Source organism: uncultured Streptococcus sp. (genome assembly GCF_905372115.1).
GTDB lineage: Bacteria > Bacillota > Bacilli > Lactobacillales > Streptococcaceae > Streptococcus.
In genome coordinates this window covers 1-23,786 of sequence record NZ_CAJPNR010000032.1, presented here as the reverse complement: position 1 = coordinate 23,786, position 23,786 = coordinate 1, and the positions used below count along the sequence as shown (strand labels likewise).

General features: G+C 44.8%; 21 protein-coding genes and 1 pseudogene. 20 read left to right on the top strand and 2 right to left on the bottom strand.

What is annotated here, in order from left to right:
- From QZ169_RS08565 to recG, 14 genes and pseudogenes are all read left to right on the top strand, one after another.
- Positions 1 to 110, top strand: a pseudogene (locus QZ169_RS08565) (ethanolamine utilization protein EutM); the annotation flags it as partial.
- Between the two features lie 55 nt (positions 111 to 165).
- Positions 166 to 441: a propanediol utilization microcompartment protein PduA gene (gene pduA, locus QZ169_RS08560; RefSeq protein ID WP_002896373.1), complete on the top strand. Its 276-nt coding sequence runs from the start codon at positions 166 to 168 to the stop codon at positions 439 to 441.
- A 197-nt stretch (positions 442 to 638) separates the two neighbouring features.
- A complete protein-coding gene (locus QZ169_RS08555) occupies positions 639 to 1,280 on the top strand; it encodes a hypothetical protein (protein ID WP_295504138.1) in 642 nt (213 codons plus the stop codon).
- Between the two features lie 23 nt (positions 1,281 to 1,303).
- Positions 1,304 to 1,930 carry an ethanolamine utilization phosphate acetyltransferase EutD gene (eutD, locus tag QZ169_RS08550; protein ID WP_002896361.1) on the top strand — a complete coding sequence of 209 codons (627 nt, stop codon included), beginning with the start codon at positions 1,304 to 1,306 and terminating at the stop codon, positions 1,928 to 1,930.
- A gap of 31 nt (positions 1,931 to 1,961) precedes the next feature.
- Entirely contained in the window at positions 1,962 to 2,609 is a 648-nt protein-coding gene (locus tag QZ169_RS08545; RefSeq protein ID WP_002915823.1) for a hypothetical protein, read from the top strand.
- Between the two features lie 14 nt (positions 2,610 to 2,623).
- Positions 2,624 to 2,905, top strand: coding sequence for a EutN/CcmL family microcompartment protein (locus QZ169_RS08540; protein WP_002896356.1), 282 nt, complete (start codon positions 2,624 to 2,626; stop codon positions 2,903 to 2,905).
- A gap of 16 nt (positions 2,906 to 2,921) precedes the next feature.
- The gene (locus QZ169_RS08535) at positions 2,922 to 4,016 is read left to right on the top strand and encodes an ethanolamine utilization protein EutH (protein ID WP_002910474.1); all 1,095 of its coding nucleotides are present in this window, start codon (positions 2,922 to 2,924) and stop codon (positions 4,014 to 4,016) included.
- 17 nt (positions 4,017 to 4,033) lie between these two features.
- Positions 4,034 to 4,483, top strand: coding sequence for a cupin domain-containing protein (locus QZ169_RS08530; RefSeq protein ID WP_002898196.1), 450 nt, complete (start codon positions 4,034 to 4,036; stop codon positions 4,481 to 4,483).
- Positions 4,484 to 4,988: 505 nt separating this feature from the next.
- A complete protein-coding gene (secA, locus tag QZ169_RS08525) occupies positions 4,989 to 7,508 on the top strand; it encodes a preprotein translocase subunit SecA (protein ID WP_295504141.1) in 2,520 nt (839 codons plus the stop codon).
- Between the two features lie 20 nt (positions 7,509 to 7,528).
- Positions 7,529 to 8,560, top strand: coding sequence for a 3-deoxy-7-phosphoheptulonate synthase (locus QZ169_RS08520; protein WP_002919532.1), 1,032 nt, complete (start codon positions 7,529 to 7,531; stop codon positions 8,558 to 8,560).
- A 1-nt stretch (position 8,561) separates the two neighbouring features.
- The gene (locus QZ169_RS08515; protein WP_295504143.1) at positions 8,562 to 9,593 is read left to right on the top strand and encodes a 3-deoxy-7-phosphoheptulonate synthase; all 1,032 of its coding nucleotides are present in this window, start codon (positions 8,562 to 8,564) and stop codon (positions 9,591 to 9,593) included.
- A gap of 107 nt (positions 9,594 to 9,700) precedes the next feature.
- Positions 9,701 to 10,063, top strand: a complete 363-nt coding sequence (acpS, locus tag QZ169_RS08510) for a holo-ACP synthase (RefSeq protein ID WP_295504145.1) — start codon at positions 9,701 to 9,703, stop codon at positions 10,061 to 10,063.
- Complete coding sequence (gene alr / locus QZ169_RS08505) at positions 10,053 to 11,159, top strand: alanine racemase (RefSeq protein WP_295504223.1); 1,107 nt, start codon at positions 10,053 to 10,055, stop codon at positions 11,157 to 11,159. The genes acpS and alr overlap by 11 nt, the downstream gene beginning before the upstream one ends.
- Positions 11,160 to 11,264: 105 nt before the next feature.
- Positions 11,265 to 13,280 (top strand): ATP-dependent DNA helicase RecG, encoded by a 2,016-nt coding sequence (recG, locus tag QZ169_RS08500; protein ID WP_295504147.1) that lies wholly within the window; start codon positions 11,265 to 11,267, stop codon positions 13,278 to 13,280.
- Between the two features lie 711 nt (positions 13,281 to 13,991).
- Here the strand turns inward: recG and QZ169_RS08495 are convergent.
- A complete protein-coding gene (locus QZ169_RS08495) occupies positions 13,992 to 14,954 on the bottom strand; it encodes an asparaginase (protein ID WP_295504149.1) in 963 nt (320 codons plus the stop codon).
- 180 nt (positions 14,955 to 15,134) lie between these two features.
- Between QZ169_RS08495 and QZ169_RS08490 the strand changes: the two genes are divergently transcribed.
- Positions 15,135 to 16,526 (top strand): Cof-type HAD-IIB family hydrolase, encoded by a 1,392-nt coding sequence (locus tag QZ169_RS08490; RefSeq protein WP_295504224.1) that lies wholly within the window; start codon positions 15,135 to 15,137, stop codon positions 16,524 to 16,526.
- A gap of 25 nt (positions 16,527 to 16,551) precedes the next feature.
- On the opposite strand, the gene QZ169_RS08485 is transcribed toward QZ169_RS08490, so the two are convergent.
- On the bottom strand, positions 16,552 to 17,004 hold the full coding sequence (locus tag QZ169_RS08485) for a universal stress protein (protein ID WP_101772078.1): 453 nt from the start codon (positions 17,002 to 17,004) through the stop codon (positions 16,552 to 16,554).
- 344 nt (positions 17,005 to 17,348) lie between these two features.
- Here QZ169_RS08485 and QZ169_RS08480 point away from each other — a divergent pair, with 344 nt between their 5' ends.
- The 5 genes from QZ169_RS08480 to QZ169_RS08460 all read left to right on the top strand — a co-directional run.
- Entirely contained in the window at positions 17,349 to 18,563 is a 1,215-nt protein-coding gene (locus QZ169_RS08480; RefSeq protein WP_268684372.1) for a pyridoxal phosphate-dependent aminotransferase, read from the top strand.
- Between the two features lie 273 nt (positions 18,564 to 18,836).
- A complete protein-coding gene (locus QZ169_RS08475) occupies positions 18,837 to 21,512 on the top strand; it encodes an SEC10/PgrA surface exclusion domain-containing protein (protein WP_367113031.1) in 2,676 nt (891 codons plus the stop codon).
- A 201-nt stretch (positions 21,513 to 21,713) separates the two neighbouring features.
- Entirely contained in the window at positions 21,714 to 22,502 is a 789-nt protein-coding gene (codY, locus tag QZ169_RS08470; RefSeq protein WP_002903941.1) for a GTP-sensing pleiotropic transcriptional regulator CodY, read from the top strand.
- Complete coding sequence (locus QZ169_RS08465; RefSeq protein WP_295504155.1) at positions 22,502 to 23,059, top strand: cysteine hydrolase family protein; 558 nt, start codon at positions 22,502 to 22,504, stop codon at positions 23,057 to 23,059. Before codY ends, QZ169_RS08465 begins: the two co-directional genes overlap by 1 nt.
- Positions 23,060 to 23,370: 311 nt before the next feature.
- Positions 23,371 to 23,786: OB-fold nucleic acid binding domain-containing protein (locus tag QZ169_RS08460; RefSeq protein WP_295506367.1), on the top strand; the 416-nt coding region annotated here is incomplete at its 3' end.

Genomic DNA, 23,786 nt, shown 5'->3' with positions numbered 1-23,786 from the left:
CGACAGATGCTGGAGCAGCTGCAGCTGAAAACGTTGGTGAATTGATTTCAGTTCATGTAATCCCACGTCCACACGCAGAAGTAGAAGTAATCTTGCCTCATCAAGAATAAGATTACAGACTTTCATATAAACTTAAAAACAAGAAAATAATCGGAGGAAATAAACATGGCAAACGCAAATGCATTAGGAATGGTAGAAACAAAAGGACTCGTCGGCGCAATCGAAGCAGCTGATGCAATGGTTAAAGCCGCTAACGTAACTTTGATTGGTAAAGAACAAGTCGGTGCTGGATTGGTAACTGTAATGGTTCGTGGTGATGTCGGCGCAGTCAAAGCAGCGACAGATGCTGGAGCAGCTGCAGCTGAAAACGTTGGTGAATTGATTTCAGTTCACGTAATTCCACGTCCACATGCTGAAGTGGAAGTTATTCTGCCCAAATAATCTGGGACAGATAAATATTTGCTGAAGGGGTCTGTATTATAGCGTTTAGGCCTGATACAGGCCCCTGAGGCAAATAGAATACTCAGTGAAAATGAAGCTTATGGGCGGTAGCTCTATACTTAAAAGGAAATGTTGATTTTCGGAGAGTATCAGATTGATTTTCACAGAGTATCAACGGAGTAGAAGGATGTGAATACATGTCAGTTTTTACAGAAGCTAAGATCAGAAAGCTTTATAGAGAATCCGTTCTCGCTGATAACGGTGTCTTTGAATTAAACAAAGATGAAAAACTGACGCCAGCAGCCAGAGGTTTTCTCAATGATCACCATATTCGAATTATCTGTTCAGGTCAGGCCAAAGGGAAAACAGCCTCAGCTGTTGATGCTATCAGGGTACCGATTACAAACCTTGAGGACTCTGCTGTGTATCCACGACTATTTAGACTGACTAAACTTTATACTTGCTTTTTGAAGAACCAGAGAGATTTGCATCAGGCTTTTCAGGATGAAAAGTGTGAGCAAGTTGGCCAACTATTGAACATAGTAGAACAAATCGTTGGTCAGCATATTCTGGATGATATTTCTGATTACCAGACAGACCTGCCTAGCAATGCAGAATTGCAGGCCGTTCGGGTCAGTCGACAGCTCGATCAAGAGACGGTTATGATGAGTTATCAGGAGCCGACTTGGCAGCTGAATTGCTATGAAACATATATCGAAACGACCCTCCTGCGCAAAGAATTGGAGCAGGCTGCTGATGGTGACAGAGATCAATTTGCTTGTAAGGTTTCTCAATTATTAAAATCAATTGAAGTCTTGCTCTGGTTGATAGCAAGCTAATAACAAGAGAAAGAAGAACAGCAATGACTTTAGAAAATTTGGTAAATAAAGTAATTGATAAAGTTCAGGAAGAATTGCAGGGGTCATTTGAGGTAGAAGCGAGCGGACGTCATGTCCATTTGAGTCAGGAAGATTTGGAAGCCTTGTTTGGTCCCAACTATCAATTAACAAAAGCAAAAGACCTATCACAGCCAGGCCAGTTCGCTAGTCAAGAAAGGCTGACGGTTGTCGGTCCAAAAGGCGCTTTTCACAATGTGGTTATTCTGGGACCTGTTCGCAAACATTCTCAGGTAGAAGTTTCCCTGACAGACTGTTTGCAGCTGGGTACCAAGGCACCCATTCGCGAAAGTGGCGATATTGAAGGAACACCGGGTGTTATCTTGGCTCATGGAGACAAGGCAGTTTGTCTGGATAAGGGTCTGATCGTAGCTAAGCGTCATGTTCATATGACACCGGAAGATGCCGAACGTCTGAATGTAAAAAATCACGAGATTGTACAAGTCAGAGTAGAAGGTGCTCGTCCGCTGATATTTGATGATGTGGTCATCCGTGTTAGTCCTAAATTTGCAACCTATATGCATATCGACTACGATGAAGCCAATGCTTGTGGTTTCAAAAAAGGAACACGCGGACGGATTATTAAAAAATAAGTCCTATGAGCAAATAAAAGGTAGGTAAAGAATGGAAAATCTAGATCATTTGGTAGATTTGATTACAGACCGCCTGATGGAAAAGTTGAAGAAAAAGCCTCAGAAACCCTCGGTATACGTCATTGGAGGCGATAAGATTCCTGACTTATTAGAAGGGGAAGGCTTTCAAGTCGTAAAAGATTCTTGCACAGCAGAGATTGTTGTTGTTGAGTCGCTTGGTTTTGATGCTTTTCTAAGACTCTCATCCCTTTGCCCTTTAGCGGTGGAGGAAGCAGTCATTTTAAAGAGTCTTTTGAAAGGCAAAAAAGTCCTCGTATCAGACAGCGCCTTTGCTATTCAGCAGTACAAGCAATCTTCTAAAGTGTACTTGTATCAGGAACTGCAGGGACAGCGAGAAAAGCTGATTCGCTACGGTCTGCAATTTTATAAAGAAGGCCAACTCTTAGCACTCCTAGAAAGCGATCAGGCTGAAGAGCCTCGCCCGGAAGTGAAACGGGCGGTGGCAGAAGAAGTCAGCCAGAAGACTAAGGCTCCGAGCAAGCCGGTTTTGCTTACAGAGAAGAGGCTGAGAGAAATGGGCTTACCTGAAAATGGAAACTTTAAAATAGAAAAAGGAATGATTGTGACAGCCTTGGCGAGAGATTATCTAAAACGTCAAAAAATAGAAATCATAGAATAAAGGAGTGGGTAGAGATGTTTGTTGGTAAAGTAAAAGGAAGCCTTTGGGCGACTAGAAAAGACGAAAATTTAAATGGTTTGAAATTTTTAGTGGTCGAACGGCAGCTAAATGAACATCAAAGTGACCCAGCTCTGCTTATTGTGGCCGACTGCATCGGTGCAGGCGAAGGAGACCAAGTAATGGTAACCACTGGCAGTTCTGCCCGGATGAGCCTAAATAAGACGAATATCCCTGTGGATATGGTCGTTGTGGCTATCATTGACAAGGTTGACTATCACAGTGATGAAGAATATTAGAAACTAAGGTAATGTTATGAGTATCAATGAAATTATCATTTATATCATGGTTCTATTCATGCTGATCGGTGCAGTGGATAAATGTATCGGTGGCAAACTAGGACTAAGTGAAAAATTTGAAGAAGGTATCATGGCTATGGGAGCTTTGGCTCTGTCTATGGCTGGGATTATGGTAATCGCTCCCCTCTTGGCGGATGTCTTGAAACCGATTGTCGTGCCTTTGTATGGCTTGGTAGGCGCTGACCCGTCTATCTTTGCGACAACCTTCATTGCCAATGATATGGGAGGAGCTCCTCTGGCTCTCAGTCTGGCTCAGGATCCGGCGGTAGGAAATTTTGCTGCCTTTGTACTGGGCTCTATGATGGGGCCAACCATCGTCTTTACGATTCCAGTTGCCTTGGGTATTATCGAAAAAGATGACCGTCCGCTTTTGGCTCGCGGAATCCTATACGGTTTGGTAACTGTTCCGATTGGCTGCCTCCTCGGAGGAATTTTCGTGCCAGGTCTGCCTTTTGGAACCTTGGTTGTCAATCTTATCCCGATTATCATTGTATCTGCTCTGATTTTCATAGGATTGCTTTTGGCACCTAATGCCATGATTAAAGGTTTTGAAGTGTTTGGTCAGATTATTGTTATCTTGGCAACGCTTGGTTTGGCTTTTGGTGCAGCGCAGCTTCTGACTGGAAATGAATGGCTCATCAGCATCTATCCAAAAGGTGCTGAGACACTGAAAGAAGCCTTTGAAGTTGTCGGAACGATTGCCGTAACCTTGGCTGGAGCCTTTGGTCTGGTAGCTGTCTTTACCAAGGTAGCCAACAAACCGCTTTCTGCTATCGGAAAATCCCTAGGAATGAACGAAGTTGGTGCAGCTGGTTTGGTAGCTTCTCTAGCTAATAACATTGCCATGTTCCAGATGATGAAGGATATGGACAAACGCGGTAAGATTATTAACGTAGCCTTTGCCGTATCTGCTTCCTTTGTTATCGGAGATCACCTAGGCTTCACAGCTGGTCAAAAACCGGAAATGATTGTGCCGATGATGATTGGTAAATTTGTCGGCGGTATCACAGCGGTATTACTGGCTTTCTTCTTAACGAAGAAGGAAGCTTAGACTTGGAGGTATGAAGTATGGCAGATATTAATCGTTCTGACCTAGAAACATTGGTTCGTAAGATTCTATTGGAAGAATTAGCCACTAAAGATGGTGGGAAAAAAGTCAGCAAGGCAGGCGTAGCTTCTATCGCTCTGCCTGGTCTTGATGTTCGTCCAGAAGATCGCTTGGATACAGGTGATTCAAGCCATCAAGTTTATACACGAGACTTGCTGACCTTAGACGAAAGCCCAAGATTGGGCTTGGGTCTGATGACTATGGAAAAGACAACTTTCCCTTGGCATCTGGACTATGATGAAGTGGACTATGTTATTGAAGGGCGTCTTGATATTATCGTTGGTGACGAAGTCATGACAGCTGGCCCTGGTGAAGTACTCTTCATCCCTAAAGGCAGTGACATTCAGTTCTCTGTCAGAGATAAGGCCCGCTTTATCTATGTGACCTATCCAGCTGACTGGCAAGGCTAGTTTGTCGGGGGGGCTTGAAGTATTAGGACCAATATTATAATTCCCCGCTAAGGGAAAGTGAAATACGGATGGTATCCCCATATAAAAAACCAGTGCCTTTGTGCTACGCTACAAAAGTTAGACATAAAAATCTAACTTTTTAGAGTCAGTACACTTTAGGTGCTGGTTTTCGTTTATATAACTGTCAGCCCGTCTAGTTCCGTAAGGTGCTAGCCAATAAATCATGCTATGCAGGTGCAAATTGAAGATTCCTCTAAAAAATCCAAATGCGATACAATTAAGATGTAAAAGCATACTCTAAACTGAGAGGAGAAAAATATAGATTAAAAAGCACGTAGTTAATCATGTATAAATCATCCTCGAATATCCTGACCTCTCCCAGTTCTGTAAGCACAGTCTAATGGAGCTTTTTTGCTTTTTTCATTCTTGAAAGATATAGGAAAACATGCTATAATGAAAAGAACATTCTAAAAATCAGAAAGATTATTATATAGTAAGGAAAAAAATGGCGAATATTTTAAAGACTATCATTGAAAATGATAAAGGTGAATTAAGAAAATTAGAAAAAATGGCTGACAAGGTCTTGGCTTATGAAGACGACATGGCAGCTTTGTCTGATGAAGAACTTCAGGCAAAAACAGAAGAATTCAAGAAGCGCTATGCTGATGGCGAAACTTTAGATCAGCTCTTATTTGAAGCTTTTGCGGTTGTCCGTGAAGGAGCTAAGCGAGTGTTGGGCCTTTTCCCTTATAAGGTTCAGGTTATGGGAGGAATCGTTCTCCATCATGGTGACGTTCCAGAGATGCGTACCGGTGAAGGAAAAACCTTGACTGCGACGATGCCAGTTTACTTAAATGCCCTTGCAGGCAAAGGAGTACACGTTGTCACAGTCAACGAATACCTGACTGAGCGTGACGCGACCGAAATGGGAGAACTCTACTCTTGGCTGGGCCTTTCTGTCGGTATCAATCTGGCTGCTAAGTCTCCATCTGAAAAGAAAGAAGCATATGCTTGCGACATTACCTATTCAACCAATGCTGAGATCGGCTTTGACTACCTGCGTGATAACATGGTAGTCCGCGCTGAAAACATGGTACAGCGCCCACTCAACTATGCCTTGGTCGATGAGGTGGACTCAATCCTGATTGACGAAGCTCGGACACCATTGATTGTATCCGGACCGGTTTCTTCAGATACCAACCAGCTTTATCATATGGCTGACCACTATGTCAAATCTCTGGATAAGGACGACTACATCATCGATGTTCAGTCTAAGACGATTGGTCTGTCTGACTCAGGGATTGATAAGGCAGAAAGCTACTTCAAGCTGGACAATCTCTACGATATTGAAAATGTTGCCCTGACTCATTTTATCGACAATGCTCTGCGAGCTAACTACATCATGCTCCTTGACATTGACTATGTGGTCAGTGAAGATCAGGAAATTCTGATTGTCGATCAGTTTACTGGTCGGACAATGGAAGGACGTCGTTACTCTGACGGTCTCCACCAAGCGATTGAAGCCAAAGAAGGTGTGCCGATTCAGGAAGAAACAAAGACTTCTGCTTCTATTACTTATCAGAACCTCTTCCGTATGTATAAGAAGCTGTCCGGCATGACAGGTACAGCTAAGACGGAGGAAGAAGAGTTCCGCGAAACATACAACATTCGTGTTATTCCGATTCCAACTAACCGTCCGGTAGCACGTATTGACCATTCTGACCTGCTCTACCCAAGTATTGATTCTAAGTTTAAGGCAGTTGTTCAGGATGTTAAAGAGCGTCATGAAAAAGGCCAGCCAGTTCTGGTCGGTACCGTTGCGGTTGAAACCAGTGATTATATTTCTAAGAAATTGGTGGAAGCTGGGGTTCCTCATGAAGTTCTTAATGCGAAAAACCACTATAAAGAAGCACAAATTATCATGAACGCCGGCCAACGTGGTGCGGTTACTATTGCGACCAATATGGCCGGACGGGGAACCGACATCAAGTTGGGTGAAGGTGTTCGCGAACTGGGCGGTCTCTGTGTTATTGGTACAGAGCGCCATGAAAGCCGCCGGATTGATAATCAGCTGCGCGGACGTTCAGGTCGTCAGGGTGACCCAGGTGAGTCACAGTTCTACCTGTCACTGGAAGATGAGCTTATGCGCCGCTTTGGATCAGAGCGCATTAAAGCCCTCTTGGATCGAATGAACCTTAGTGACGAAGATTCTGTTATCAAGTCTGGCATGCTGACCCGTCAGGTAGAGGCAGCTCAGAAGCGTGTCGAAGGAAATAACTACGATACGCGGAAACAAGTCTTGCAGTATGACGATGTGATGCGTGAGCAACGGGAAATTATCTATGCCGAGCGCCACGATGTCATTACTGCTGACCGTGACCTCAGTCCTGAAATCCAGGCTATGATTAAGCGGACTATCAACCGTATCGTTGATGGCAGCAGCCACTCTGATCAGGATGAAAAGATTGAAGCGATTTTAAATTTTGCTAAGTATAACTTGGTTTCAGAAGATTCTATTTCAGATAGCGATTTGGAAGGCAAATCTGACCAAGAAATCAAAGATTATCTGTTTGAACGTGCACTGGAAGTCTATGACAGTCAGATTGCTAAGCTGCGAGACGAAGAAGCAGTGCGTGAATTCCAGAAGGTCTTGATCCTGCGCGTAGTGGACAGCAAGTGGACTGACCATATCGACGCCCTTGACCAGCTGCGCAATGCTGTTGGACTGCGTGGTTATGCACAAAATAACCCAGTTGTCGAATACCAAGCAGAGAGTTTCCGTATGTTCAACGACATGATTGGCTCCATTGAATTTGATGTGACTCGTCTGATGATGAAAGCGCAGATTCATGAGCAAGAGCGTCCGCGGACAGAGCGTGCTATCAGTACGACTGCTACCCGCAATATCTCTGCTAAGGCGGCAAATATACCTGATAATATAGACCTGTCTAACGTAAAGAGAAACGACCCTTGTCCATGTGGCTCTGGCAAGAAGTTCAAGAACTGTCACGGCCGTAAAAAGTAAGCGTAAAAGAAGGAGAATAGATGACCTTTAAAGCAACCAGTCAACCCATTGATGTGGCAGAAGTTCGCCAACTTGCTAAGTTAGAAGGCGACATGCTCGCTCGCAAGGAAAAGCGTGACCGAGAGTTAGAAGCAATTCTGCGTGGTCAGGATGACCGCATTCTCTTGGTCATTGGTCCCTGCTCTTCAGATAATGAAGAAGCGGTGCTGGAGTATGCCAAGCGTCTATCTGCTCTCCAAGAAGAAGTAAAAGACCGTATTTTCATGGTCATGCGTGTTTATACTGCCAAGCCTCGGACGAATGGAGATGGCTACAAAGGGCTTATTCATCAGCCTAATGCGACGGCCGCTCCAAGTCTGATTAACGGCATCAAGGCAGTCCGCAATCTGCACTATCGGGTTATTTCTGAGACAGGTATGACCACGGCTGATGAGATGCTCTATCCAGAAAATCTGCCTCTGGTAGATGATTTGATTTCTTACATGGCTGTAGGAGCTCGCTCGGTCGAAGACCAGCAGCACCGCTTTGTAGCTAGTGGAGCGGATTTGCCGACTGGCTTGAAAAATCCGACGTCTGGCAATCTCAATGTCATGTTTAACGGCATCTATGCAGCTCAGAACAAGCAGAGTTTCCTCTTTTCAGGTAAGGAAGTCGAAACATCTGGAAATCCTTTGGCGCATGCTATCTTGCGTGGTGCCCTTAATGAATACGGCAAGAATATTCCTAACTATTATTATGATAATTTGCTGGATACCATTGCCCAGTATGAAAAAATGGGCTTAGAAAATCCCTTTATCATCATTGACACCAATCATGATAACTCTGGTAAGCAGTATCTGGAGCAGGTTCGTATCGTTCGCCAGACTCTGATTAACCGGGACTGGAATGAAAAGATTAAGGCTACAGTACGTGGCTTTATGATTGAGTCTTATCTGGAAGACGGTCGTCAGGACGAACCAGAAGTCTTTGGCAAGTCCATTACTGATCCTTGTCTGGGCTGGGCCAATACAGAACAGCTGGTTCGTGAAATTTATGATACATTAGGAAAATAGTATGGCATTTATAGAAAAAGGTCAGAAGATTGACATTGAGCAGATTAAGTCCAGAACCAGACTGACTGGTCAGGCCTTGGCTCATAAAAATAAGCGAGACCAAGAATTGGCTGAGATTCTCAGTGGTGAAGACGAGCGTATTCTCTTGGTGATTGGCCCTTGTTCATCGGACAATGAAGAGGCTGTGCTGGAGTATGCCCGCCGTTTGTCAGAGCTGCAGAAGAAGGTCGCGGATAAGATTTTTATCGTAATGCGCGTCTATACTGCTAAGCCGCGGACCAATGGGGATGGCTATAAGGGCTTAGTTCACCAGCCGGATACTTCTAAAGCACCTAGCCTTATCAATGGTTTGCAGGCAGTTCGTCAGCTGCACTACCGCGTCATTACAGAGACTGGTCTGACGACGGCTGATGAGATGCTCTATCCGTCCAATCTTGTGCTGGTAGATGACTTGGTTAGCTATCATGCTGTGGGTGCCCGCTCAGTTGAAGACCAGGAGCATCGTTTTGTGGCGTCAGGTATTGATGCTCCGGTCGGCATGAAAAATCCGACTTCTGGCAATCTGGGTGTTATGTTTAACGCTGTCTATGCGGCACAAAATAAGCAGACTTTCCTTTTTCATGGTCAGGAAGTAGAAACCTCTGGGAATCCTTTGGCTCACGTTATTCTGCGTGGGGCTACCAATGAATTTGGTAAGAACATTCCAAATTTCTACTATGAAAATATGCTGGATGCCATTTCCTACTATGAAAAGATGGGCTTGGAGAATCCTTTCATCGTCATTGATACCAATCACGATAACTCTGGCAAGCAATATCTGGAACAGATTAGGATTGTGCGTCAGACCTTACTTAATCGGGATTGGAACGAAAAGATTAAGAGAGCGGTTCGTGGTTTTATGATTGAGTCTTATCTGGAAGATGGCCGGCAAAATGAGCCGGAAGTCTTTGGTAAATCCATCACCGATCCTTGCCTGGGCTGGGACAATACTGTTCAGCTCATTGAAGAAATTTACAACACTTTAGATAAATAAGGAAAATTGAAAGGGACAGTCTTGACCTGTAAAGAGGACTAACTGTCGGGTGAAGACGAACTCAGCTGGCGGCCCAGCTGAGTTTTGTCGCCTTTCCAGAGAATGATATGATAAAAGGACACGGAATTGATATAGAAGAGTTGGCTGCCATTGAGCGAGCCTATCTGAAAAATGCCCGCTTTGCAAGGAAGGTGCTGACCGAGGCGGAGCTTTCTCGTTTTGAGGAGTTATCTGCCAAGCGGAAAATCGAATTTCTGGCTGGCCGGTGGGCTGCCAAGGAGGCTTTTTCTAAAGCTTGGGGAACCGGTATCGGTAAGCTTAGGTTTCAGGACTTGGAGATTTTAAATGACCGTCAGGGAGCGCCTTATTTCAGCCGGTCACCTTTTACTGGCAAGGTTTGGATCTCGCTCAGCCACGCTGCTGGCCTAGTTACAGCCAGCGTAATTTTGGAGGAAAATGATGAAAGCTAGTCTGCATAGACCCAGCAAGGCAGTGATTGATTTAGCTGCCATTGCTTTTAATATTAGACAACTGAGTGCCCATCTGCCTCAGACGACAGAAAAGTGGGCTGTCGTTAAAGCCAATGCTTATGGCCACGGAGCTATTGAGGTTTCTAAGCACATTGAGCCCCTCGTAGATGGATTTTGTGTGTCTAATATTGATGAAGCCTTGGAGCTGCGCTCAGCTGGCATTGGAAAAAAAATTCTGGTGCTAGGAGTGTCAGATTTGGCTGCGCTTCCGCTGGCTAGAAAGGGAAAGGTGTCTCTGACCGTAGCCAGTCTGGAGTGGTTGGATTTAGCTTTAGCTGCGGAAAAAGACTTAACAGGATTGAATTTTCATATCAAGATTGACTCTGGTATGGGGCGGATTGGTTTTCGTGATAGTCAGGAAGCTCAGGAGGCAATCCATCGCTTGCGGACTGCTGGGGCTGTCGCAGAGGGAATTTTTACCCACTTTGCAACGGCAGATGAAGCGGACCACCATAAGTTTGAAGCCCAGCTGGCTCGTTTTCATCAGATCTTATCTGAGCTAGACAGTGTGCCTCCTCTCGTTCACGCTAGTAATTCCGCCACCTCTCTCTGGCACAGCGAGACCGTTCTAAATGCAGTTCGGCTGGGGGATATCATCTATGGTCTCAACCCTAGCGGAAGAGTCTTGGAACTTCCTTATGAATTCAAGCCTGCCTTGACTCTGGTCTCAGAATTGGTGCATGTCAAGGAGGTTGAGGCTGGAGCAGATGTTGGCTATGGAGCCACCTACACCAGCAAGTCTCAAGAGTGGATTGGTACCATTCCTTTGGGTTATGCAGATGGCTGGACACGCGATATGCAAGGATTTGATATCTTGATTGATGGTCATCGCTGCCCTATTGTCGGCCGCGTTTCCATGGACCAGATTACAGTGCGCCTGCCTCAGGCTTATCCCCTTGGCACTCCGGTTGTGTTGATTGGAAATAGCGGAGCAGAGACCATTACAGCGACAGATGTGGCAGAAAAGCGTGGCACCATTAACTATGAGGTGGTTTGTTTGATTAGCGACCGTGTACCGAGGGTCTATAAAAACTAAGAGGATTAATGCAGGGAACAGCTTGGAGTATCTGATAATGTTCTAGCTTAGCCCCCCTGTCTGCGATATTAGCACCGCAGCAGTATCAGAACTGAAAGAGGAATTATGAATTTACACCAACCTTTGACGGTTCTGCCTGGTGTGGGACCGAAATCAGCAGAAAAATTTACCAAGCTGGGTCTAGAGACCTTGCAGGATTTGCTGCTTTATTTTCCTTTTCGTTATGAGGATTTTAAGAGTAAGAATGTCCTAGACTTGGAGGATGGAGAAAAGGCGGTTGTTTCTGGTCAGGTCGTGACTCCAGCTAATGTCCAGTATTATGGCTACAAACGCAACCGCCTGCGCTTTACCATCAAGCAGGGAGAAGTCGCTCTGGCAGTTAATTTCTTTAACCAGCCTTATCTGGCGGACAAGATTGAAGTGGGAGCTAATGTAGCCGTCTTTGGCAAGTGGGACAAAGCTAAGGCTAGTCTGACTGGCATGAAACTGCTGGCCCAGGTAGAGGACGACTTGCAGCCTGTCTATCGACTGGCTCAGGGAATTAGTCAGGTCAGTCTGGTCAAGCTGATTAAGACTGCCTTTGACCAGGGATTGGACTTGCTCTTAGAGGAAAATCTGCCCCAGTCCCTGCTGGAACGCTACCAGCTGGTGAGTAGAGTGGAGGCTGTACGGGCCATGCATTTTCCAAAGGACTTGACGGACTACAAGCAGGCTCTTCGGCGGGTTAAATTTGAAGAACTCTTTTATTTCCAGATGCAGCTGCAGGTCTTAAAGAGAGAAACCAAGGCTGTCAGCAATGGATTGAAGATTGATTGGCAGTCGGATGCTGTGGCCGAGAAAAAGCAGAGCTTGCCTTTTGAGCTGACTTCGGCTCAGGAGCGCAGTCTGACAGAGATTTTGCAGGATTTGCGGTCGCCTGGACACATGAATCGCCTGCTGCAGGGGGATGTGGGAAGTGGAAAGACTGTAGTCGCTGGTCTGGCTATGTATGCTGTTTACACAGCTGGCTTTCAGTCTGCTCTGATGGTTCCAACAGAAATTTTGGCTGAGCAGCATTTTGACAGCCTAGCTCAGCTATTTCCAGAATTGAAGCTTGCCCTGCTAACTGGAGGAATGAAAGCAGCTGAACGTCGGGAAACTTTGGCAGCGATTGAAAAGGGTCAGGTGGACATGATTGTCGGAACCCATGCCCTGATTCAGGAAGGAGTCCGTTACCATGCATTGGGCTTGGTCATTATTGACGAGCAGCATCGCTTTGGTGTGGAACAACGCCGGATTTTACGGGAAAAGGGAGACAATCCTGATGTCCTCATGATGACGGCGACACCTATTCCCAGAACCCTTGCTATTACAGCATTTGGTGATATGGATGTCTCTATCATTGACCAGATGCCGGCAGGACGCAAGCCTATCATCACCCGCTGGGTCAAGCATGAGCAGCTGGAAGTCGTCCTCGACTGGCTTAAAAAAGAGCTTCATAAGGGCGCTCAGGTCTACTTTATTTCTCCTTTGATTGAGGAGTCAGAAGCTTTGGATCTTAAGAATGCCATTGCCCTAGAAGAAGAATTGACAGCCTATTTTGGTCAGCAGGTACAAGTGGCCCTGCTTCATGGCAAGATGAAGAGCGAGGAAAAAGAGGCGATTATGCAGGACTTCAAGGAAGGACGGACTGATATTCTGGTCTCTACCACGGTCATTGAGGTCGGAGTCAACGTCCCCAATGCTACGGTGATGGTCATCATGGATGCGGACCGCTTTGGACTCAGCCAGCTTCATCAGCTAAGAGGCCGTGTCGGCCGAGGGAGCAAGCAGTCTTATGCCGTCCTTGTTGCCAATCCCAAGACGGAGTCGGGCAAGCGCCGCATGAAAATCATGACTGAGACGACCGATGGTTTCCTGCTGGCTGAAGAGGATCTGAAAATGCGAGGCTCTGGAGAAATCTTTGGTACTCGGCAGTCTGGTATACCAGAGTTTCAAGTGGCTGACATCGTGGAAGATTATCCGATTTTAGAAGAAGCCAGAAAGGTTGCCAGCCAGATTACAGCTGATCCGAACTGGCGGACAGATCCTAATTGGCACTTGATTGCTCTTCATTTGGACAAGCGAGATTACCTAGATTAAGAGTTCTTTGGATTAAGTTTCCTGCAAGTTATTTATAAGTAGGCTTTAAGTTTGAGGGATTATACTATTGTCAAATCAAAGAAAGAGGTAGGACCAATGACAATCTAAGCATCCCTTAAAATCCTGTAACCAAAGCTTGAAGACTAGAAGACTTGCGAGTTATGAGTTACTCAAAGAAATAGAATAATTTAGAATTTTTTCATCATCAATCTCCTAATAAATCACAAGCTTCACCCGATCGGTGAAGTTTTTTTGTATTTGATTGAAAAGACTTGTTCGTTTCAAATGGTAGATAAGGATTGCTGCTGGACTTCTTTGATTATAAGCTTTCCCTAAGAAATCTATAAGAGATTCTTAAGTTTAGGGCTGTATTCTTATATCCAAGTAAGAACAAAAAGATTAGGGACCAAACTTGAAGTCAAACGCTCCAAGAGTTTCGTTTTTGCTCTTAAAGGATTCATGATAAGCGAGGTAAAAGCTATGAAACTTACAATCAAAGTCCACTATCCGAAGACATTTAAGCAAGCTCAGAAAATGGAGGTGACCTATGGTAAGTGATTATATTTTTGAAATTCTAGAGTCTCTGTTTGAGGTTATCTTCTAAGCACAGCGATTCAATGAAGTTTTCCCAGTGTTAGAATATGAATGAGTCAAAAAAGTGCTAAGGTTACTTAGCACTTTTTGATTTAAAGAAAATAAATAGGGATTTTTTCAGCCTTTCATATAATCTCGGAGTTCTTGACCTTTGAGTCCAGCATTCAGGGCGATGAGCAGTTTGATTCTGGCTTTTTGGGCATTGAGCTCTTTGACGAAGAAGATACCAGCCTGGTGCAGCTGAACGCCGCCACCTTCATAAGCATAGACTGGCTCAGCAATTCCGTTAAAACAGCGAGAGACCAGAGCAACTGGCAGGCCGTCAGCTATCATATCAGCCAGTTTGTCAGCTACTTCCTTGGGGAGGTTGCCAGCACCGAATGCTTCTATGATGAGGCCGTCTATCTTGTCTAAATCCAGCATATCCAGCAACTCTGTCTTCATACCCGCATAAGCTGGAATGATGGGCACCAGGCCAGAGATGCTGTTCAAGTCAAAGCGGACTCGAGGCTCCGCTGCCTTAAAATAGAGAATCTCCTGCTTCATAATCAAGCCAAGCGGTCCGTGAGTCGGCGTTTGGAAGGTGCTGACATTGGTCGTATGGGTCTTAGTTACATACTTGGCAGCATGTGCCTCGTCATTCATAACGACAAGCACGCCTTTATCACTGGCTTTTTCATCACTAGCCACCCGCAGGGCTGTCAGGTAGTTATAGACTCCGTCGCTCCCCAGCTCATTGGAACTGCGCATAGCCCCGGTCAGAACGACCGGAATCTTCGGCAGCTGCATAGTATCCAGAAAGTAAGCCGTCTCTTCTAAAGTGTCCGTCCCATGAGTAATGACTACTCCGTCAAATTGGTCAGCACTGGCTTTGATTTTCTGGTAAAGTTTGAGCATGTGTTGGGGCGTGATATGAGGACTGGGAATATTAAAAAAGTCAATGACTTCCGTCTCAATCCCCTTTAGCGGGACTGTCACATGGTTCATAGGGTTATCAGCATTGGTGACGACAGCCCCAGAGCCGTTAGCCTGCATGGAAATGGTTCCTCCTGTGTGCAGGACCAAGATTTTCTTTGTCATAAATCCTTTTTCTCCTTATAGTTATGATGCAGACTCGAAAACTTACATTCTGTTTTCATGGAGTTTTCAATTCCGTTGCATAGATATTACTCCAGTTTTTCTTTTCTGCAATTCATGTGATTGTATGTCATTTTTGTGTTATAATTTATTGTATCATAAAAGGAAAGAATGAGAAAATCAATGGAAGTAAAGGCCGTCTTTTTTGATATTGATGGGACACTGGTCAATGACAGTCGAACGGTTTTGAAATCTACAGAAAAGGCTATTCAGAGTTTAAAGGAGCAAGGAATATTGGTCGGTTTGGCAACAGGCCGCGGTCCTTTCTTTGTCAAACCTTTTATGGAGCAATTGGACTTAGACTTTGCTGTGACCTATAATGGCCAGTATATTTTTTCAAGAGACAGAGTGATTTCTGCCACCCCCATTGACAAGCAGAGTTTGCGGGATTTAATCGCCTATGCTAAGAAGCATCGGAAAGAAATTTCCTTGGGAACGGCTGAGGCTATGCTGGGCTCCAAGATTATGTCCTTCGGCATGAGCCCGTTCTCTCAGTGGACTAGCCGCTTCATCCCTAAGAGAATGGCGCGAACAGTCAGTCATGGTTTTAATAAGGTCATCAGCAAGGCCTTGCCCCAGCATGAAAAGGATCTCCTGCAGCTGATTCAGGAGCCGATTTACCAAGCTTTGATTTTGGCCAGTCCAGAAGAAAGCCGCAAGATTGAAGCGGACTTTCCAGATTTGAAATTTACCCGCAGCAGCCCCTATGCGGTCGATATTATCAATAAAGACACGTCTAAGCTAGAGGGGATTCGCCGAGTCGGCAAGGAATACGGCTTTGACATTCATCAGGTCATGGCCTTCGGCGACTCTGACAATGACTTGGAAATGCTATCGGGAGTTGGCCTATCCATTGCTATGGGAAATGGAACCAGCTCGGTCAAGGAAGTGGCCAAGCACACAACTAGTAGCAATAGTCAGGATGGGATTCATAAGGCTCTGGAGCATTTTGGTATCCTAGCGAGGGAAAAGGTCTTTACCAGTAGCGACCATCACTTTAATAAGGTTAAAGAGTTCCATAGTGTCATGGATGAAAGCACTCAAGAAGAACCGATTGCCTGGACGCCTCAGGACGCTCGCTATCGGGCAGGCTTTAAGCTAGAAGAACTGGTCGAGTTTCTGCGAGCAGCTAGTAAGTCAGAGGAAGACTTTGACAGTTCTGTAGCCTACCTTCATCAGGCGCTTGACAAGGCTGCTGATAAAGTTCGCTCCAAGAGTCAGGCTGAGGTTTCTCTAGTCGGTCAGGTAGATGCCTTGATTGATACTCTATACTTCACTTATGGCAGCTTTGTCCTGATGGGAGTTGATCCAGAGCAACTGTTCGATATTGTCCATCGGGCCAATATGGGCAAAATTTTCCCAGACGGGAAGGCTCACTTTGACCCCGTCACCCATAAAATCCTCAAACCAGATGACTGGGAAGAAAAATATGCTCCTGAAGGAGCAATTAAAGAAGAACTGGAACGACAAATTCAGGCCTACCAGCGTAGCATAGAGCAGAAAGAAGAAAACTAGAGCAGTAACTGAACTGCTCTAGTTTTTATAAAGTCTTTTCTGAGTCTCTGACCACGAGCAAGTCAACCTTGGCGTGGCGCAAGATATATTCGGAGGAAGAGCCAACTAGCAGCCGTTCAAATGCATTGAGACCGGTAGCACCAACCATGATCAAATCTACCTTGTGCTCTTCTGGGATATCTGTAGCCAAGAGAGTCTTGGGATTGCCCATCTCAATGACAATGTCAACATACTTAATACCGGATTTTTGAGCCTTTTCTTTCAACTCAGCTGTCAGCTTTTTGGCATCTTCTTGTAAGTCCTCATAGACATCTGCATCAAAGGTTGAGACACTTTGCAAAGCCCGGGTGTCAATGACGTGGGCGATGGTGAGACGAGAGCCGTTTCGGAGAGCCACGTTAACGCCCTTTTCAAAGGCTAGTTCGGATTCGTGAGAACCATCTACAGCAACCATAATGTTTTCATATTTCTGAGTCATAGAGCTACCTCCTTTTAAAATGGTCGGCAAAGGACGTCGCATCATTCACAGAATGATTAGGCTGACCGAAAATCAATCAGTCCATAACGTCCGAGTGATTTGCAACTATTTTCTTGTTTCTATTGTAACCCTTTTCAGAAAAAAAGTAAAGATAAAATGGAAATGCTGTCAGAAAATTGCAAGCTGAGAAAGAGTCCGTTACTTTGAGGAATTAGAAGGAGAATAGCGCTTTGTATCCTAAAATTCTCTTTTTAATTATATGAAAAGTGAGTTTATTTTTTGTTGTCAATCGCTTTTTCTGGTGGTATAATGATAACATTCTGATGAATAGAGGAAAAATAAGAATGAAAGAATTTGACAAGTCCAGCAAGCTGGAACATGTTGCCTATGATATTCGCGGTCCAGTTTTGGATGAAGCTATGCGCATGCGGGCCAATGGTGAAAAGATTCTCCGCCTCAATACAGGGAATCCGGCTGAATTTGGTTTTACCGCTCCAGATGAGGTCATTCATGATTTGATTATGAATGCGCGTGACAGTGAGGGCTACTCTGACTCCAAGGGGATTTTTTCAGCCCGCAAGGCCATTATGCAGTACTGCCAGCTTAAGAATTTTCCTAATGTAGATATTGATGATATTTATCTGGGAAATGGCGTCAGCGAGCTGATTGTCATGTCCATGCAGGGATTGTTGGATGACGGGGACGAGGTGCTGGTGCCAATGCCAGACTACCCACTCTGGACGGCTGCAGTCAGTCTGGCTGGTGGGAATGCTGTTCACTATGTCTGTGATGAGCAGGCAGAATGGTATCCAGATATTGACGATATCAAGTCAAAAATCACATCTAATACCAAGGCTATCATTATCATCAACCCTAACAATCCAACGGGAGCACTTTATCCTAAGGAACTTCTGCTGGAAATTGTGGAAATTGCTCGCCAAAATAATCTCATTATCTTTGCGGATGAAATCTATGACCGCATGGTGATGGATGGCAATGTCCACACCCCTGTGGCTAGTCTAGCTCCGGATATCTTCTGTGTCAGCATGAATGGTCTTTCTAAGTCGCATCGCATTGCAGGCTTCCGGGTTGGCTGGATGGTGCTATCTGGGCCTAAGCATCATGTTAAGGGTTATATTGAAGGGTTAAACATGCTCTCCAACATGCGCCTGTGCTCCAATGTCTTGGCTCAACAGGTCGTCCAAACTTCACTTGGCGGTCACCAATCTGTGGATGAACTGCTCTTGCCAGGTGGCCGTATCTATGAGCAGCGTAATTTCATCTATCAGGCTATTCAGGATATCCCGGGGCTATCAGCTGTAAAACCTAAAGCCGGTCTCTATATTTTCCCGAAAATTGACCGGAACATGTATCGCATCGACGATGATGAGCAGTTTGTGCTCAATTTCCTCAAGCAGGAAAAAGTCCTTCTCGTCCATGGACGAGGCTTTAACTGGAAGGACCCAGATCATTTCCGAATCGTTTATCTGCCTAGAGTAGATGAGCTAGCTCAAATCCAAGAAAAAATGACGCGCTTCTTACAACAATACCGTCGTTAAAATTGAAAAAATGATAAGAAAATAAGGCTGGACAATGTTCCAGTCTTTTTCTTCTTTATTATACTTAATTTATTTTACCTTTATAGCTGAATTGGAATTGAAACAAAAAAATTTAGATGCTCTGGAAATTCAATTTGAGCCTGTTTGGTAAAAATTATAGGTGCTTTTACCGACATTTTTTAGGATTTTGTCCAACATTTTTTATATATCTGTCCAAAAATGCTTAAAAAAATGTGTTAGCGTCTTCCTTCCAGAAGACAAACATGGTAGAATGTGTTTGTCAATGTTTTTAACAATGATGAAAAAGTGGAGGAGATTATATTGACAATGAAAAAGACACTTAGTGCTTTTTCTGTCAGTGCAGCGGCATTGTCTTTGGTGCTCGCAGAAGGAGTTCAGGCTGATCAATTAGTTGATAATCAGTCTTATTCTGATGCGCCCGTTAGTCAAAGCCAACCACAGGCAGAAAACACACAGAAGGATGAATCTGTTTCGAAAGAACAGGTAGACGCTGCTCAGGCTCTTGTACAAGAAGCCGACAGCAATGTTGCACAAGGGAAAGCTGATTTGGCTCAGGCTCAGGCAAATACTGCTGCGGCTCAAAGTCAGGTCGAGCAAGCACAAGCTGAAGCTAACCGGGCACAGGAGGCAGCTGATAAAGCTGGTCCGGAAGCTATTGAAACAGCTAAGCAAGAAGAGAGCAATCAAAAAGCTCAAGTGGACAGCAACAAGTCAGAACTGGCTAAAGCTGACCAAGCAACCAAGACGGCTGAAGCTGAGCGCGATGCTCAGGCAGCCAAGACTAAAGAAGCTCAAGAGCAAGCGAAAACTCAAGAAGGACGACTTGCTAAAGCGCAAAATGACGTGAAGGAAGCTCAGGCCAACCTAAGCGGTGAAGCTACAGCTAAGGCAGAAAAGAATGTGAAAGCAGCCCAAGATAAGGTGGCAGCTGACCAGTCTGCTGTTGAAACAGCTCAAGCAAAAGTAGCTACAGCTCGTCAGACTGACAGTCAGAAGCAGGCTGAGGTTGCAAAAGCTCAGACCAACCAGACTCAGGCTAAGACGGCTCGTGATGCTTCTCAGAAGAACTTGCAGGAAAAAACTGCTGCAGCTGAGAAGACTCAGTCAGACTTGAACCAAGCTCAACAGGCTTTGAAAAAGGCTCAAGCTGGAACGATTACTACTGAAGCTTCTAGCAATAAAAACCGTGTGTCTATGACTCCGGAATACATTGCAGCCTTGAGAGAGCTAATTGCACCGAATTTATCAGAGCAAAAAACTAATGAGATTCAAAATAGACTGGCTGCACTTAATGCCAGTGCTAAGGCTCTCAATCGTTATGTGGCTGAACCTACAGATAGCAAAGCTTTGATTGATACCAACAATATTCCACAGAATGTTCGTCAGGAACTTTCACAGTTTGCTTCAGAACTCATCAACCAGCTGCGTGCTCAGATGGGAACAGGTGAAGTAGTTGTGACACCATCTTCAATTGATTTCGCTGATAAAGTGGCAACAGAATACCGCAAAGACAACTGGAACTGGGATTTGATGGAAAAATACCATCACGACGCTCGAGGAATTAACCGCGTAGCGCGTGAATATGGTTTGATGACCACAAGTGCTGAGCAGGAGAGTAAAGGTCTCCAATATTATGAAAACGCCTATATCTGGAGAGAAAATGCTAGTCAAATGAGTGTGGCTGAAATGAAGAGACGGGTTTATGATTCCGTTGTTGAATTCATGTTTAATGGCTACGAATGGCTGCATGCTACATCAATCTCTGGTCTCAATACTGGTCGCCAGAAAAACTATCTGGGAGTTGATTTCTCAATGGAAGGCGACATCACTATGGCTCATTTCACCATGGTGTCAGAAGATCAAGTCAAATATGCTAGCAAAAAGAACTTCAATGCCAGCCCTATTACAGGAAAAGCTCCAACAGCAAAAGTAGATCCGCAAGAAGTAGCCAAGGCTCAAACAGCCTATGATGCTGCCTTCAAGGCCAATCAACTGGCTCTGGCATCTAAGGGAGTTGCCCAATCTACTTATAATCGGAGAGCTGCAGCTTTAGAGCAAGCCAACCAGCAACTTGCTCAGGCGCAAGCTCAAGCAGGTGAGTCAGCAACTGCTCAGGCTCAAGCAGCTCTTGCAGCAGTTCAAGAGAAGTTGGCAGCTGATCAAGCAGCTTTGGCAGCAGCACAAGCGGCTCTGCAAAACTCAAACTTGGATGACAAGACTAAAGCGGACAAATTAACTCAGGCTCAAGAAGCTCTGACTGCTGTTCAAGCAACAGTTGCCGCAGCTCAAGAAGCTCTAAAAACTGAATCAGATAAGTTGGCTCAGCTAGACGCAGCTTTGAATGCAGCAAAAGAAAGAAAGACTAACCTTGAAAATGCTCTTACAGCAGCTGAAGCAGCCTTGCAAACAGCTAAAGAGTCATTGTCAAATCTTGAAAATGCAGAAGAAAACTTGGAACAAGCTAAAAGCAAGTTAGCTGTAGCTCAGGCAGCTTACCAAGCGGCTCTTACAGCTCAAACAGATCAAGAAGCAAAAGTAGCAGTTTTAACTGCAGTTCAAGCACAAGCTAAGGCGACATACGACTTGCTAGCTCAAACTTATGCAGAACAAAATAAGGAAGAAGATATTCGCTATTACCAGTCTGTTTTGGCTCATACAGAGGAGCGCTTCGCTCGCTCTCTGCCAACTGGACAAGCAAGAGCTCCTCAACATACGACTGTTTCAACTACTGGAACTGGAATTATTGAAAGTGGAACTGTTGGAACTGGAACTGCTGAAAGTGCTAGCCCTGTAAACCATAAACAGGCAGTTGCTTCAGGTCATGTCTTGCCTAAGACAGGAGAAAACTCTTCTTGGCTTCTTCTAGCAGGCCAAATGCTTCTGCTCATGGCTATGAAATTGTTCTACAAGAAACGTTCTCTTGATTAGAAAGAACAAAATCAATCAAAAACAGTCAAATTCTTGACTGTTTTTTATTTAATATGGCTTGATATATCAAGTCATATACTTGAAAAATTCTTTATTTTATCGAATTGTATGTAATTGTTTTTCAATAAAAAATTTTCAGATAATTATTGAAATTTTACTGCTTTTATGTTACAATGAAGCTAATAAATATGAGGTAAAAACATGGCCAATTTACTAGAAAAAACACGAAAAATTACGTCTATTTTGAAGCGCTCGGAAGAGCAGATGCAGGAAGAACTACCTTACAATGCTATTACGCGTCAGTTGGCTGATATTATCCACTGCAATGCCTGCATTATCAACAGCAAGGGCCGTCTTTTAGGCTATTTCATGCGCTACAAGACCAATAATGACCGTGTGGAAGCTTTTTTCCAGGATAAGAATTTCCCAGAGGAATACGTTCACGAAGCCAATCTGGTCTATGAAACAGAGGCTAATCTGCCAGTTGCACATGATTTGACGATTTTCCCAGTGGAGACCAAGGATGAGTTTCCAGATGGGCTGACCACCATTGCTCCTATTCATGTGTCAGGGATTCGTCTGGGTTCATTGATTATCTGGCGCAATGACAAGGAATTTGCGGACGATGATCTGATTTTGATTGAGATTGCCAGCACAGTGGTTGGTATCCAGCTGCTTAACTTCCAGCGGGAAGAGGATGAGAAAAATATCCGCCGCCGGACAGCAGTGACCATGGCAGTCAATACCCTGTCTTACTCAGAACTGAGAGCTGTTTCAGCTATTCTGGGCGAGCTCAATGGCAATGAAGGCCAGCTGACAGCATCTGTCATTGCTGACCGTATTGGGATTACCCGCTCAGTTATTGTTAATGCCTTGCGCAAGCTGGAAAGTGCTGGGATTATTGAAAGCCGCTCACTGGGAATGAAGGGAACTTATCTGAAAGTCCTGATTCCGGATGTCTTTGATGAAATTAAAAAGAGGGACTACTAATGGCTAAAGCACTGATTTCTATTGATTATACAGTTGATTTTGTCGCAGATGAGGGCAAGTTGACAGCAGGAGCGCCAGCTCAGGCGATTTCTGAAGCCATTGCTCAAGTAACAAAGTCGGCTTTTGAGCGAGGAGATTATATCTTCTTTGCTATTGATGCCCATGATGAGAATGATGCCTTTCACCCTGAGAGCAAGCTGTTCCCGCCTCATAACATAAAAGGGACTAGCGGTCGCAATCTTTATGGTCCTTTGGCTGATTTTTATGACAAGCATCAAGCGGACTCTCGGGTCTTTTGGATGGATAAGCGCCATTATTCTGCCTTTTCCGGCACGGATTTAGATATTCGATTGCGAGAAAGAAAGGTAGATACGGTCATTTTGACAGGAGTCTTGACGGATATTTGCGTCTTGCATACAGCGATTGATGCCTATAATCTGGGTTATCAGATTCAGGTGGTAGAGTCGGCAGTGGCTTCTCTGTCAGAGGAAAATCACAAATTTGCCTTAAACCACTTGCAAAATGTCCTGGGTTCGACTATAATAGATACAATTTAAGAGTAAAAGAGAAGCAGAGTAGGCTTGCTGACTTGCACAGAGAGTGCTGATAGCTGAGAGCAGCACCAAGAAAGCAAAAATCGAAGAACATGTTTCGTAATCTTTTGTGTGATTAAGCACAAACGTCGCTCACGTTACGAGCTCAGAGGCTGCCTTTTAGGGCGGCGAATAACAGTGGTACCACGGCTTTCGTCTGTTTTAGAGACGGAAGCTTTTTATTTTGCAGTAGGTCAGGTGAAGACGATGGAAAACTGCGGCAAATATCCTGAACAACAGGGCGGAGCTACAAATTGATTTGAGAGGGAAAGAACATGAAAGAAATCTTTATCGGAAACTATGGTTTAGAGCAAGTCGGACAGACCATGACCGCGACTGGCTGGGTGGCCAATGTCCGCAATCACGGCAAGCTAGCCTTTATCGAGCTGCGAGATCGCGAAGGTTTGCTTCAGGTCTTTGTCGGCGGTGAGATTGAAGACTTTGCTAAGCTGGAAGTCATTGGCAAAGAGGATGTCATAGCAGTGACGGGGCAAGTGGTTCAGCGGGAAGAGCGTTTTGTCAATAAGTCCATCAAGTCTGGTCAGATTGAGCTGAGGGCAGAGAAGATTGAGGTTATTGCTAGCAGCAAGGCCCTGCCTTTTGAGCTGGACCAGCATGCCCATACAGGGGAAGACCTGCGTCAGAAATACCGCTACCTGGACTTGCGCCGTGAGAAGATGACACATAACCT